The following is a 14,551-nucleotide window of genomic DNA, read 5'->3' on the forward strand; positions in this document are numbered from 1 at the left end:
ATTAAGGAGGTTTACTAAAATGAGGAAAAAATTATCATTCTTGCTCACTAGCACGTTGTTACTAATGTCCCTACCTACTACAATTTCAAACGCAGCGGTTCCAGCACAGTTCACGGTTGATCTATCCAATCAGTATCGTACAGCTACGCACGTTGCTTCCGGCTCATTGTATGGTTTGGGTAATGACGGAAGTCCCAGTGACTCCTTGGTTGGCCCGACAAAGCCGAAGATGTTCACACAGATGGCACCGAACGGTCAACAAATGCCAATCGGTGACGCCTTAAAAGTTGCCCCCATGGCTGCGCGTGCTGGTGCTGCAATCACGATCCGCATGCCGGATATCTACCCTGATTTTCCATATAAGTGGGTAAGTTGGGCTGACTGGTATTCGAAGGTGGACTCTATCGTCGATGCAACACTGGCTTCCGGGGCCACCAACATATACGGTTACGAAATTTGGAATGAGCCAGACGGTACATGGGATACTTCCAAAGCAGGCTCGTTCAATGATGGTTGGAAAAATACATACCTGCGTATCAAAGCAAAAGATCCAAATACGAAAATCATCGGTCCAAGTATAACCAAATATAACCAAGCCTGGTTACAGGATTTCCTGACTTTTTGCAAGGCGAACAACGTACTTCCCGATATCATCAGCTGGCATGAACTTGGGGCACCGGAAGGCAGCTACATTAATAATCCACAGCCTGGTTATATCTCTCAACATATTTCCGCGTATCGGACACTGGAATCCAGCCTCGGGATATCTCCACGTTTGATTAGTATTAACGAATACAGCGTCATTCGCGAAGAGGGCGTACCCGGCAGTTCGATACGATATATTTCCGAATTTGAACGATCCGGAACCGATACGGCTAACATAGCTTTCTGGTTCACTCCAGGCCGTCTTAGCAACTTGATGACGGACACTGGCTCTGCTAATGGCGGTTGGTGGCTTTACAAATGGTACGGTGACATGGGGGGTATGATGGCCATGACTACTCCGGCTAGCGACACGGCCGTCGATTTGGACGGTATTGCAAATGTCGATTCGACCAATCATGTCTCCTACGTTGTGTTCGGTGGCGGAACTGGCGACAAAACAATCGTCGTGAAAGGATTCGGGGGCGTCCCATTCTTCGGAACTAACGCTCATGTAAAACTAGAAAGTACACCATGGTATGGCGTCGATACTGCAGTTGCCGCTCCGGATACGGTTTTTGAAGAGGATCTTACAATTTCTGGAGGCCAAATTTCGGTACCGATAACGGGCATGAATCCCTCATCGGGTTATCGCTTGACCATCACACCAGCAGCGGTAAACAATAATAACCGATATGAAGCGGAGAAAGCACTAGTTAACCATGCAATTACTTATAGCAATGTTCAGGCCTCAAACGGTAAATATATCGGCGGAATCGACTACGCTGACAGCTACGTACAGTATACGGTTAACGCACCTACGGCAGGCAACTACAGGATGGATGTTCGATATGCCAATGGAGGTACAGCAAGCTCTACACATAACTTGTCCGTAAACGGGGGTGCGGCTACCACAGTTACTTATCCAATAACCGGTGGATGGTTAGGTACCGGGAACGTTGGAACAACTACATTAAATGTGGCGCTGAACGCAGGTATCAATACCCTCCGTTTGAGCAAAGGAACGAATTATGCCGAAGCTGATTTTATCCAGTTGACAAAAGTGGGGGCGTTTAAAGCAAGAGTTGAGTCCGAAAATGCACTCGTTAATCATGCTGTTATCGATACCAGCGCCTTTGCATCCAATCGGCACTTCGTGGGAGTAATCGATTATGCAGATAGCTACGTCCAATTCACTTTGAATGTGCCTACATCGGGAACCTATACAATGGACATCGGTTACGCCAATGGCACGAGCGCTGACTCGACGCACAACCTTTCAATAAACGGAGGCGCGTCAAGTATCGTTACGTATCCTATTACTGGCGGCTGGCTAGCCTCTTCCTCGAACAAAGGATATCGTAAGGTGTTGACTAAAACGGTGAGCTTACAAGCAGGTACAAACACAATTAAATTTTCAAAAGGCACGGGTTATGCCGAGCTTGATTATATCGAAGTGAAATAGTAAGTTTCCTACTATCATCGGAAGTATTAGATTGCACAAAAAGGCTTGAATCATCTGAATTACAGATGACTCAAGCCTTTTTAACGCAATGGCGTTCTTCCACCTATTTGTCCCTCCATACTAAGAAAACCTAATCGCCCATTGACTTTCCCCTCTCCACGTAATAAAATATTTTTACGTAACATATACTTTGTACACGGAGGCGCCCTTGCATGCCGCAAGAACAACCGATTCGCGACAGCTACTACATCGAATCGCCCGAGCAGGCGACCGTGCTGCTCAACCCGCTGCGCGGCGAGATTATCGCGCAGCTGCAAGAGCCCGGCTCCGCCGCGGAGGTGGCGCGCACGTTGGGCGAGACGGCCCAGCGCATCAATTACCACCTTAAGGCGTTGGAGAAGGTTGGCCTTGTCGAGCGCGTCGGCACCCGACAAGTGCGCAACCTGGTCGAGGTGCTGTACCGCGCCATCGCCAAGACGTTCGTGCTGGCGGAATCGCTCAGCATGAAGCCGGAGACCTTGCAGAAGCTGAAGGAGCAAAGCTCGCTCGCGCACCTCGTAACAACGTCTGACCGCTTGCGGCGGGACGCGGTGTTGCTCATGGAGCAGTCCGAGGTCGGCGAAGACGTGCCGAGCGCGACGCTGCAGCTGCAGGTCTGCCTGGGCACCGAAGCGCAGCGGCAAGCTTTCATCGAGGAGTATGCCGCGCTGATGCAAGCGCTTGTGGCACGCTACTCCGCCAGCAGCGACAGCCAAGACGCTTATCAAGTCATCGCAGCCGTTTATCCCAAACCGCAGGAATAAAGGAGGCCTACGCCATGAGTCAGGAACATTCGCCAAGCAAGCCGCAGCTAGACGCGGAACAGCAAGAGCCCACTCCCGTGATTAGCTGGGAGCAGCCCGAACCGCACCGGACGAAAGACACGGGCGTCATTCCGCTGGATGCGCATCGCCGCCAAGGCGCCGCACAGGTGCTGACGGAAGCCACCGTTACGGTGCGCGAGCTGCACACGATGAACGTCGAGTCGCCAGTCCGCCTCATCGTCGTCTCTTCCGGTTTTGGCCAGAAGCAGCGGGTTCACGTGCCGACGATTCAGGCGAAAGCCGCGGCTTAAAAGCGGTATCCGCTGCTAACCACGTCTTATTTTACAATGAGAAAGGATGATCCCCATGAGCTTCATTCCGATGGTTGTTGAGCAAAGCTCGCGCGGCGAGCGCTCCTACGATATTTACTCCAGATTGCTGAAAGATCGCATCGTATTTCTCGGCACGGAGGTTAACGACCAGGTCGCCAATGCGATTATCGCGCAGCTTCTCTTCCTTTCCGCCGAAGATCCGGAGAAAGACATCTCGCTCTACATTAATTCGCCGGGCGGCTCCACCTCCGCTGGCCTTGCCATTTACGACACGATGAACTTCATCAAACCGGACGTCTCCACGATCTGTGTCGGCATGGCCGCTTCCATGGGCGCCACCCTCCTCACTTCAGGCGCGCCGGGCAAGCGCTTCGCGCTGCCGAACGCTGAGATCATGATCCACCAGCCTTGGGGAGGCACGCAAGGACAGGCGAGCGACATTCAGATTCGCGCCAATCATATTTTAAAAACACGCAGTACCCTGAACCGTATTATGTCGGAGACGACCAAACAGCCGCTGGACAAAATTGAGCGCGATACGGACCGCGATTACTTCCTCGACGCAGAAGGCGCCAAAGCGTACGGGCTGATCGACAAAGTCGTCGAACGCATATAATCGTCAAAAAAAAGCGTGCCAACGCGGCACGCTTTTTCACTTTCTCTTCTTTTTACTTTTAATTTACCGTAACCGAGATTTTCGCTTCATCGCCTTTATACACCGCTATAACTTCTGTCGTACCGGCATTTAAGCCTTGCACAATTGCACTTGGTCCGCGTGACTGTAAGATCCGGGAAATAAATCCATCTTTGCTGTACCAAATGATATTTTCGGGATCCGCCACTGGGTTATTGTTGCTGTCTAGCACCTGCGCACTGATCGTACTGCTTCCATATAAACCCAATGCAAGGTTGCCCGAGTTGATCTGAACCGTGTATGGCGTGTTGTTCGGGCCCGGATACGTATAACCTTTCGTATTGCCGTAAGCTTGGCTGTTGAAATCGCTGCTTCCGCCTTCCCAGGCTGAATTCCCACCGTTTACAAATTGGGGGTCCGTCCCTTGAACGCCAAGTATATAGGCATCCGAGTTGACGACATTTAACTGTCCGCCGGATAAATTATACAGAGAAGTTCCGTTATTTTTACCGATAATCGAGTTGTTAATATTGACCGTATTCGCGTTTTCGAGTCCGATTTCCGAGTTCTGGCTGTTCCAGAACGTACTGTAGTAAGCATCTACGTTACCGTCGCCAGTCACATGCAAGTTGAGTGCGTCTCCGCTTCCGCCGCGTTTGAACGAATACCCACCGATGGCACGGATCAGCGTAGCTTTGTCCGCCGACCATAATCGGTAGTTCCGCTTATTGCCGAAAGAGACCGTATCGATAAACACCGGGTTTTTCGATTTATCATCATAGCCGCCATCTGTGCTATCGAACGCCTTACTGCGTACGTACGTCAAATTGTACGCCGAGCGCTCAGCTGTGAATCCATCACCGTTCCAATAGGAGGTTCCGTCTTGATGCCAGCTGTTGCGGGCCGTCACATCTTGGAACAAAATATCATGATCGAAGATGTAAGGGGACTCTGCCGGTGAATTGCCAATACTAAAGCCGAATGGGAAATTGCCTGTGTACCAATTCGCTTGACCTCCTGCGTCGGCATTGACGCCGATGACACTCGCCATATAGTTGCCGTTGCGGAAACGAATAGCCCTTTTAGTATAATTGGTGTAATTGCCGCCTTTCACCACGATATCGTGCGTACCCGCATCCAGGTTAGAACGTGTCGCTTTGCCCCAGAAGTAAACGCCGTCACTCATGTCATGAACGCTCACGTTATAGATGCGGATCCCTTCGCTTTGCCCATTGACATAGATGCCGTAAAAATAGTTGCCTATGACAATATCCTGAATCCACCAATAGCTGACGCCAAGCGGCACGTCTATGAATTTTCGCGAGCCCTGGCTAGGCAATGTGAAATCGCCTTTGAACTCAGGAAGCCCGCCACCCGTATCCACGCCGATCAGCTTTTTCATATGTAGAACATCTGTACCGCCTCTCGTCAAGCTTAATGTCTGAGGCACGATATACGTTCCGCTTCCGACGTAAAGCGTGTTTGTTATGCCCGTCGCATCCCATGCAGCCTGGAGTCCGCCAACTTGGTCACCTTTGAATGCGTTGGCCCAGCTGCTTCCGTCCTTCGAACCGGCACCTTGCGGTGTCACATATCGGTTGACGGGCTGCGGCAGTGTAGGCGGTGTTGGTGTCGTTCCGACTGTCGTGGAGGACAGCGTCAAATCACCTAATGCCGAGGTGTTTTGCCAGTTATCTGCAGTCCCCGACCATACGAGCTGCCCCTCACGGACGCCTCCGTTATCGTCGTCGTTGACAGCGATGTCGAAGCCAATACTCAACTGTGCAGCGGGTGTGATTCCTAAATTGATCCATGGAATCGCCATTTCGATGGCATATCCCCCGGCAATTGCAGACCATGCATGCTTCACGCCGACGGTTTCATTCAATTTCTCGAATAGACCGGTGTCGTTGTACCTTTTGCGAAGCTGCCAGTCTTTGAGATCGTAGGTGATACCACGACTATGATCTGCGTCGATAAATAGCTCGACCGAATCATCATCGAAGGAGTCCGTCAACGAATCGTTATAAAGATTGCCATCAAGCACCTTGACGCCTACATACAAATACTTGTCGTCCCATAGCGCCCCGTAGGTAACGGTATTGTCTGTCACACCTTGGACCACCTTAGACGCACTTTGACCCATTGACCAGACAGACTCATCCAAAATTCCATTGATTGAGAGGGGACTTAACGTTTTTTTGGCGATATAGTTAGGAGTGGGGTCCGAAACTGTGACATTATCAAGGGTGTACGTGGAAGAAGTCCCTCTCGTACCGATTTTCCCGGCGGAAAATGCAGTATCGGAAGCGCTAATTTTTTGTACCCCATCCACAAATCCGATTAAATTAGTACCGTTTACAGACAATTTAAGCGTGTATGCCGTGTTCGAATTCAGTGTCATAGCCGTCTCCGAGAGAAGCGAAAATGTACCATTCACTCTTTTACTCAACTCTAGCTTATCGTTCGAACTATCGATTCTCAACACGTAAAAGTTATCTTTGTTCACATATCTGGCGATAACGGCAGCGTTGCTTCCCGAAAGCAATTTCACTTTCGCTTCCACAGCATAATTCGTCCATCCGGCGTTCCCAGCAACAGCAATTTTCTCTGTGATACCGCCACTCGCATATTGGATTTTATAAACCATTGTGTCGTCCGATACAACACTAAAATTGGTTGCTCCCCCATTCACGATGGACCAGCCAGCTGCATCTCCGTCTTCAAAATCGTCAGAAAATAATGTTGCTGCGGATGCCAACTTCGGTTGGATTGCCCCAAAGGAAATCACCATGCTGAAGACTAATAAAACCACTAATGTCCTGCTGAACCATTTTTGCGATCTCATAAATACACTACTCCCTTCAAATGATAGGATGAAAACGAACGAATCTCCGCCGCCGCACTGGTTGGCCCCCTATGTACGGCGCTTTGCTTCACCTCCCTCCTCATCTGAGCATAGTCCTCAGGGATACAACTAACTCGGTTTAGCCGTGCAGCGGAACCGAAATAGAAACTCCGCCCGGTCGGGCACCTGGTCGGCATGCAGACGAACACGGTGAATGATGCGGGTGCGGACCGGGTTGGCGTCATTCCGAAGCACCTCATGTTTCGCAGCCAGCAAGTCCGCCTCGTAGTACATCTCCACTTTCCCCTGCTGCCCTTCCCAGATGACGCAGCCCTTCTCAATCAGCGGTTCCGTCAGGCTGATAAAGGTTTCAGCGAGCTGGTTGTTGGACGCCCGGAAAACGAAGGCATCCGTCAGCTTCAGCTCGGCCTCCTCAGACGCGAGATCGCTGGCCCACTGGAATGTCCGGCAGAAAGAGCTTAGACCCGCTGCCTCCGGGTAGGCTTCGGTCAGATCTAGCTTGACGACCAGCGTCTGTTCGCGAATTTCCGTTTCTTTGACGATCCCCTGATAAGCCTCCCCTGTCCCCTGAACGCAGCCATTAATGACCGGCACAGAGTGCCCTTCCGAGGAAGTATGTACATGCTCATATCGCTTCTCGCCGAAATAATCCCGGGTGTATGCTCCCTGTCCCAGATCGACAAGCAGTGTCTCGCCTCCTGCATGCAGGAGAAAGTGACCCAGATCGTTATGATTATGCGGTTCGTTGTTGTGTCCGCCTTTCGCAGCGAAAGCGAGCATTGTCCCGCCGAGCATCCGCTTGTCGACAACCCAGCCCGCATCGGAGAACACATAGGTTCCTATCGTATTGGGTCGGTGAAAATGGGTGGGATCTGTCCATAACAGATTGCGGACCATCTGCGGAAACCGATACGTCGCATTCTCATGAAACCGGGCTGCCCGGGTTATGACCGGAAGCGGCGCTCGTATACGATCGTACAACCTGCTGTGCAGCCCGGTACTAAGGAATGGCTGCTCTACGCAATCCGAAAAGTTGACGGATTGCGGTGTAGTCAGCGCCACCGCAGCCGGGAACCGTGCGATAGCGGTTATCTTCTCCCCCTGAAGCAGATCCAGTTCCCCTCCCGTATACGCCCTCAGCATCTCAGCGAAATAAACATAATAGCCGAATCCGTAATCCCAATAGCTAATTCCCTCCAGACAGCAGCCGTCCGCCCCGAAGCCTTCCAGAAAGCAAGCCATCGCTCCGGAGAGTCGTCCGATCATGCCGGCCAGACGCTCGCGGTCGTCAACCATAAGCAGTGCGGCCATCCCTACCGCTCCGGCACAGACGGACGCCCAGTTGCTTGTTCGCCACTCCCAGCGGAAGGTGTAAGCGGAGCTGAATACCGGCCCGAATACCCGACGTTCGAGCTCCTCCTTAACCCGGTGCACCACCCAGGGATTTAGACGATCCTCAAGGAGATACAGCGTCTCGGCCAACGCGTGTGCCGTCTCCGCCGCGAACAAGTCTACCATCTGTGCCATCGGGACACGCGATTCGACCAGCTTCTCGTAGGACCATGGCAGATGAGCGGGCAGCGCCCACGAGTGCTCCTCGCAGATCGTCCAGATCAGATCTTCTAATGTCTCAAGCGCTGCCTCCTCGGGAAATAACCAAGCCTCCAGCGTCAAGGCAAGCAGCCTGCCTCGACGCTCATAATAGGCCTTCTGGTATTCCGCGCGCGTTCCTTGCTTCACGAACAAATGGAACTTGGAGAACAAAAGCGCTGGAATCGGCTCCTGCCGGGCTCTGGCCGACTCCACCCGAATGTCTTCCAATAGCGGGGCGAAGATCTCGGACTGACGAATAGACTTCTTCCGTGCATCGGTGAGCGGTACGCCCAAAAGGTGATCTCGGGCGTGCTCCGCCGATAGTATAGCCGAACGGATACGATTAAAACTGATCATGGACCCACTCCCTTATCTTGTAATTATGTAATTGGCGCAATTCGGCGAATTCAGGTTCATTGTCCTCCGAAATCACATCACAGTCTATATTCATTAACTAACGAACTGGCGATAAGGGCTGGTGAGCCAAGGTTTGTTCCGCAAGTAATACGAAGCTATTCATTCATTCATGTGGAGATGGTCCAACTCAGCAGAAAAAACGCCTGCTCCATCTCTGGAGCAAGCGTTATGATGATCATTGTTTAATGAACGGTTACGGTTATGTCCGTACGTGCACCTTTGTATACGGCAACAAGATGTGTTGTTCCCGCTTCCAGACCGGTTACTGCAGCATTCGCTCCTCTAGACTGCTCCACACGCAGCAGATCGCCGTCCTCGCTGTACCAGACGATATTCTCCGGATCGGAGATCGGAGCGCCGCCGTCCGTCACACTTGCCGTTACCGATGTATGCTGCGCCACATTCAGGCTTAAGCTGCCTGTGCTAATGGAGACGTTGTAATTCGCCGCGCTCGAGCTTGGTTCGTAATACCCCTTCGTATTACCGAAGTATTGGCTGTTAAAATCGCTGCTGCCGCCTTCCCACGCCGTATTGGCAGCGTTCACAAATTGAGGGTCCTGACCTATCGTGCCTGGAATGTACTGATCGGACCGCGTGAACGTGATAGTGCCACCTGCGGTGGTGTACACGGCACTGCCTGAGCTCTTGCCGACGATGGAATCATAGATATTGACTTGATTCGCATCTTCCAGTCCGATCGGCGTCGAAGAGCTGTCATAGAAAGTGCTGTAGTAGGCATCCACGTTGCCCGAGCCGCCAACCCACAAGTCATAGGCACCACCGCTGCCACCTTGCTTATTGGCATAGCCGGCGATCGAATTAATTAAGGTTGCCTTGCCCAAGGACCAAAGCCGGAAGTTCCGTTTGCTGCCGAAGGCGACGGAGTCGATCCAGACTGGATTGGAGGATTTGTCGTCGAACCCGCCGTCCGTATGGTTGAAGGACTTAGCGCGCACATAAGTCAAATTGTAGGTTTGACGCTCCGCTGCGAAGCCATCACCATTCCAGTAGTTCGTCCCGTTCTCATGATAGCTATTACGTGCTGTCACATCTTGGAACAAGATATCATGGTCGAAAATGTTGGCCGATTCCGGCGAATTGCCAATTCGGAAGCCAATTGGGAAGTTCCCGCTGTACCAGAAGGCGGAGCCGCCGGCATCCGCTGTCGTATTGATAACGCTAGCCAAATAGTTTCCGTTACGGAATCGGACGGCACTCTTGGTAAAGTTGCTGAAGCTGCTGTCCTTGACGACAATATCATGGGAGCCTACGTTCGGATTGGATCGGGTAGCCTTCCCCCAGAAGTACACACCGTCCGACATATTTTCTGCTTCGATGTTTGAAATGCGGACCCCTTCATGCTGGCCGTTGGCATAAATGCCGTACATATAATTTTGGATATGAAGATCGGAAACACGCCAGAAGCTTACCCCAACCGGCACATTAATAAAGGGATTGGATACTTGATTAGCCAGCGTCCAGCTGCCTTGGAATACGGGAAGTCCACCCCCGGTATCGAAGCCCGAGAGCTTCTTGAGGTGAGTGATATCGGTCCCCCCGGTCGACAGCTGCAGCGTCTGTGGAACCGTATAAGTTCCGCTGCCAATGAACAGTGTATTGTTCGGTCCTGTCGCATCCCACGCCGCTTGCAAGCCTCCGGCTGCATCGCCGGCCATAGCATTGGCCCAGCTGCTGCCATCCATCGTTCCGGCACCAGCCGGCAGCACATAGCGATCTACAGCCGGCGGCGGTGTAGGTGGCGTTGGCGTCGTGCCCACCGTCGTCGCAGACAGAATCAGGTCGCCGAAGCTCAGCGTGTTTTTGTAATTGTCCGCGATGCCGGCCCATACCCGCTGCCCTTCCCTGACACCGCCGTTATCATCGTCGTTGTTGGCGATATCGAAGCCGACGCTTACGCCAGCAGAAGGAACGACACCGAGATTTTCCCACGGAATCGCCAACTCTAACGTGTAGCCTCCGGTCACGTTGGACCAGCCATGCAGGACGCCGGCTGTTTCGCTTTGGCTCTCCCATATGGCCGTATCATTGTATCCCTTGCGGAACTGCCAATCGAACACATCATACGTAGAACCGTGATTGTGGTTGGCATCGATGAACAGCTCAACGGAATCATCGTCCCATCCGTCTGTTGAGTCGTTGTACAGATTGTTATCGATGACGTTAACTCCCACATATAAGTATTTCTCATTCCATAGCGTACCGAAGGTAACGGTATTATCATTCGTACCAGAGACCACCTTAAGTGCGGTGTTATCCAGTGACCAGACACTCTCGCTTAATGCACCGTCAACCGTAATGGTGCTCAAGGTCTTGGGCATCTGAATCGGAGTCACGGGCACAATGGCTTGAATCGTGACGTTCGCGCTGCCTTGCAGCGAGCCGTAGGACGCCGTAATCGAGGTAGTGCCCGCACCCTCGCCCTGCACAATACCCGTTCCGCTCACGCTCGCAATGGACGTATTCCCGCTCGACCAGGTGAGCGGCACGCCCGCAATCACGTTGTACGTGCTGTCATATACCGTTGCCGAATATTGGCGGGATTCGCCATCCAGCAGCAGTGCATTTTGCGGAGAAATGACAATGCTAGCCGGGACACGCTTATCCACGACCGAAACATCATCAATGCTGTATGTCGCCTTGTAGCCCCGGGTTCCGATCTTCCCGGACGCAAGACCCGAATCGGTCACCGTGATGACCGGCGTACCGTTAACCGAAGCTATGATCTGAGAGCCGTCCATGTCCAGCTTCAACGTATAGATCGTATTGGGAGCAATCGTCATGGCGTAGCTGCCTAGCGTTACACTAGTTCCAGCTACCTTCTTGCCGAGTCTCACCATATTATCCGTGTCGTAAATCGTCAGATTGTAATAGTTGTCTGTATCCTTGTAGCGTCCCAGCAGACCTGCATAGTCGCCGCTGTACAGTTTCAGCTTGGCTTCGACCGAGTAATTGGTCCACGTCGTGGTACCGGCCGTTGCCAATCTCTCTGTCGAGCTCCCCGACGCATAGGAAGTCTTGTAGACGTTGCTGCCATCGGCAACAACGGAGAACGATCCCTTCGAAACGCTCCAACCGCTAGACGTTCCGTCTTCAAAATCCGAGCTCAGCAGCGTCGGATAAGTCGCCGCCTCAGCGCGGGGAAGCGGAACAATGGCTATAGAAGCGAAAATCATACATAACGTCAACAACACCATCCAAACTCGCAATTTGATCATCATTGACCGAACAACTCCTTCTGTGGGTTATTTACTTGAGATCTCCTTTCCTTTATTTGTATTTTGGTACAGATACCATTCTCCTTCCAGACACGTTTCCTGTATATATTCATTTGTTCATAAGAATACGGATCGCCCGACGCTTGATCACATAATCAATTGTCAATATCCGCTTGATCATCTTATAACATCAGCCCCTACTCGCTCTCCAACGCAAAAACAGCGCCACCTCTTCAAAGGCAAGCGCTGAGCTTGTTCATATTAGTCTTTGGATATGTTCCCAGTCTTTCTCTCTCGATACTGCCCCGGCGTTATGCCTTCAATCTTGCGGAAGTAGCGGATGAAGTTGGTCGGGCTCGTATACTTGAGCTTCTCCGCAATCTCCGTCACGGTCATGCTCGTCTCTGTCAACCAGCCTTTCGCCATCTCAAGTCGATGCTTCAGTAAATATTCGCTAAAGTTCACGCCCGTCTCCTGGCGGAACACCTTGCTCACATAATGAGGATGATAATGAATCCGGGAAGCACATAGCTCCAGCGTGAGAGCTGTATCGAAATCCTCGTGGATCATCTGAATAACCGCATCGGAAATATTTTGGAACTGGGAGCTTCGCAGCTCCTCCAGAACGGTGATGATCGGAATGATCAGCTTCTGCAGGAACCACTCCTCCATCTCCTCCACCGTTCGGAGTTGGGACATCTGTTCAATGAGCGGCGTCTCTCCGTTCACCAGATTTCTAAGCGGAATCCCTTCTGCCTGGAGAAGACCGGTAATTTCGGTCAGCATCCGGAATAAGCTCAACTGGTATTCCTGGAAATGAAACGGCGGCCGCACCAGCTCCTGCATGAAATTACGCAGCTTTTCCTCCGCCTGCAGCCGGTACCCGCTCTTGATCGAGGCAAGCAGCTCCTGCTCCAGCTTCAGTGGATAATGAACCTTCTCGACCGGCTCGGAAACAACATCCTCACTGTAAATGATCGCTTCATTGCCGAGCCGTACACGGTAGTTCAGCGCTTCCTCCGCCTCCTCGTAAGCCCGCGGTACGTCTGTCCACTGCGCTACCGGTTTGCTCAAGGCAACGCTGACCGTCACGCCCAGATAGGTGGACGCCGCCTTCTGAATCGCTTCTGCCCACAGCTGCAGCTCGGCATTCCATGCCTCCGGATCGTCCAGCACTGTACCCACCACATTTAACTGGCTGCTGCTGGAGACGATCGGCGCCAGCCGGTTCGTCTGTGGGATGATTTCACTGACCATATTGCTGATAGCGAACAGCAGCAAATCCTGATCATTACGGCTGTAGCGCGTTCCTTCCAACGTATCGATCTCCACGGCCATCACCGTCATTTTGAGCCAATTCGCTGCATAGCTGAACATGTCCAGCTTTTCAGTAATTTCACGCTTGCGCACATCGCCTAGAATAAGCTTCTGTACGAAGAACGCCTGGAGCTGCACCGTGTAGCCTTCGATCTGGCTGGACATCTTCTTCTCCCGGTCGAGCAGCTTCGTTACGCTCTTGCCGATCTCCTGGATATGATCCTCCTTGCTATCGTTCGGATCGCGGGACCTGTCCCCCGATCCGACAAGCACACTGTGGAGCTTGCGAATCGGCCTGTACATATTGTTGGAGCCAAACCAGGCGGCGAAGATAATCAAGAACAGAATTCCGGCGCAGATCCACCAAGTGAATTGCCCGATCGAACGGGATTCCTTGGTAATCTCGTCGATCGAAGCGGCTGCGATATAATACCATCCCGAGAAGGTGGAGCGGACGAATGTCACCCCGTACGATTCGCCGTCCCGCTTCACAACTAACTGTCCCTCAAGGTCGTCTCCGGACAGCTTCTTTCTCAGCTCCTTATTACCCAATAACTGCTGTACGGAGCCTTGATCCTGACCAAGCAACAATTCCATATGGCTGTCCAGGATCGCTGTGCTTCCAAGCGGGTTCGCGCGAAGAAGCAGCTTGCTGAGGTGAGAATACGGAATATCCACGACGACAAGCATCGCCGGGTTGGTTACATAGAGCGGACTCTTCTTCAGAAACCGGATCCCATGCTCATTCTTAATCCATGTGGAATTCATGGAGGAGTTCAGAAAGTCCTCGTAAGGTTGCAGTTCCTCTTCTTTATTATCAAACGTAGTAATCCCCGCATTGCTTACACGCCAAAGGTATTGCAAATTGTACAACGACACGTCGAATACGCCAGTCTCATAGATCTGCAACTGGCGCATGCTGGATTCAAGCCGGCTGAACGGCTCGTACTTATGATAATCAAGCGGAATATTATACAGATCCGTCCCTTGAGGGCTATTGAGGAACGCCACCAGGGCGGTCTCGACCGTCTTCATATTTTGCTCAACGGCGAGTTGGCTGTGCTTTAGAATTTGCAGATTTCCGGCTTCCACATACTTCTGAATCGTCGTGGAAGCGCGGAAGTACGACAGGAAACCGAGGATAGCGAGAGGTACAACACCAAGGAGGAATCCATAAACGAGCAATTTATTGCGATAAGTCATTTGGCGAAAGTTCATGGTTATTCCTCCCCGGATCCTGTAG

8 protein-coding genes are annotated in these 14,551 nt (G+C 52.0%); 4 read left to right on the forward strand and 4 right to left on the reverse strand.

Annotated features, from left to right (window positions below):
• Nucleotides 1-19: 19 nt before the first annotated feature.
• From ABE504_RS14350 to clpP, 4 genes are all read left to right on the forward strand, one after another.
• A complete protein-coding gene (locus tag ABE504_RS14350) occupies nucleotides 20-2,107 on the forward strand; it encodes a CBM35 domain-containing protein (protein WP_430089533.1) in 2,088 nt (695 codons plus the stop codon).
• Between the two features lie 212 nt (nucleotides 2,108-2,319).
• Nucleotides 2,320-2,910, forward strand: coding sequence for an ArsR/SmtB family transcription factor (locus ABE504_RS14355; RefSeq protein ID WP_430089535.1), 591 nt, complete (start codon nucleotides 2,320-2,322; stop codon nucleotides 2,908-2,910).
• A 14-nt stretch (nucleotides 2,911-2,924) separates the two neighbouring features.
• A complete protein-coding gene (locus ABE504_RS14360; protein WP_430089537.1) occupies nucleotides 2,925-3,221 on the forward strand; it encodes a hypothetical protein in 297 nt (98 codons plus the stop codon).
• A gap of 55 nt (nucleotides 3,222-3,276) precedes the next feature.
• Nucleotides 3,277-3,858: an ATP-dependent Clp endopeptidase proteolytic subunit ClpP gene (gene clpP, locus ABE504_RS14365; protein ID WP_430089539.1), complete on the forward strand. Its 582-nt coding sequence runs from the start codon at nucleotides 3,277-3,279 to the stop codon at nucleotides 3,856-3,858.
• Between the two features lie 58 nt (nucleotides 3,859-3,916).
• On the opposite strand, the gene ABE504_RS14370 is transcribed toward clpP, so the two are convergent.
• The 4 genes from ABE504_RS14370 to ABE504_RS14385 all read right to left on the reverse strand — a co-directional run bounded on the left by ABE504_RS14370 (nucleotide 3,917) and on the right by ABE504_RS14385 (nucleotide 14,526).
• Nucleotides 3,917-6,724, reverse strand: coding sequence for a sugar-binding protein (locus tag ABE504_RS14370; protein WP_430089541.1), 2,808 nt, complete (start codon nucleotides 6,722-6,724; stop codon nucleotides 3,917-3,919).
• A gap of 129 nt (nucleotides 6,725-6,853) precedes the next feature.
• Complete coding sequence (locus ABE504_RS14375) at nucleotides 6,854-8,695, reverse strand: hypothetical protein (protein ID WP_430089544.1); 1,842 nt, start codon at nucleotides 8,693-8,695, stop codon at nucleotides 6,854-6,856.
• 242 nt (nucleotides 8,696-8,937) lie between these two features.
• Entirely contained in the window at nucleotides 8,938-11,994 is a 3,057-nt protein-coding gene (locus tag ABE504_RS14380; RefSeq protein ID WP_430089545.1) for a sugar-binding protein, read from the reverse strand.
• Nucleotides 11,995-12,252: 258 nt separating this feature from the next.
• Nucleotides 12,253-14,526: a helix-turn-helix domain-containing protein gene (locus ABE504_RS14385; RefSeq protein WP_430089548.1), complete on the reverse strand. Its 2,274-nt coding sequence runs from the start codon at nucleotides 14,524-14,526 to the stop codon at nucleotides 12,253-12,255.
• Nucleotides 14,527-14,551 lie beyond the last annotated feature (25 nt).

This window comes from Paenibacillus oryzisoli, from assembly GCF_050467285.1.
GTDB lineage: Bacteria > Bacillota > Bacilli > Paenibacillales > NBRC-103111 > Paenibacillus_E > Paenibacillus_E oryzisoli_A.

Excerpts from the sequence above, each read along its gene's own strand:
- ABE504_RS14350 (WP_430089533.1), top strand. The coding sequence starts at position 20 with ATGAGGAAAAAATTATCATTCTTGCTCACTAGCACGTTGTTACTAATG.
- ABE504_RS14355 (WP_430089535.1), top strand. The coding sequence starts at position 2,320 with ATGCCGCAAGAACAACCGATTCGCGACAGCTACTACATCGAATCGCCC.
- ABE504_RS14360 (WP_430089537.1), top strand. The coding sequence starts at position 2,925 with ATGAGTCAGGAACATTCGCCAAGCAAGCCGCAGCTAGACGCGGAACAG.
- clpP (WP_430089539.1), top strand. The coding sequence starts at position 3,277 with ATGAGCTTCATTCCGATGGTTGTTGAGCAAAGCTCGCGCGGCGAGCGC.
- ABE504_RS14370 (WP_430089541.1), bottom strand. The coding sequence starts at position 6,724 with ATGAGATCGCAAAAATGGTTCAGCAGGACATTAGTGGTTTTATTAGTC.
- ABE504_RS14375 (WP_430089544.1), bottom strand. The coding sequence starts at position 8,695 with ATGATCAGTTTTAATCGTATCCGTTCGGCTATACTATCGGCGGAGCAC.
- ABE504_RS14380 (WP_430089545.1), bottom strand. The coding sequence starts at position 11,994 with ATGATGATCAAATTGCGAGTTTGGATGGTGTTGTTGACGTTATGTATG.
- ABE504_RS14385 (WP_430089548.1), bottom strand. The coding sequence starts at position 14,526 with ATGAACTTTCGCCAAATGACTTATCGCAATAAATTGCTCGTTTATGGA.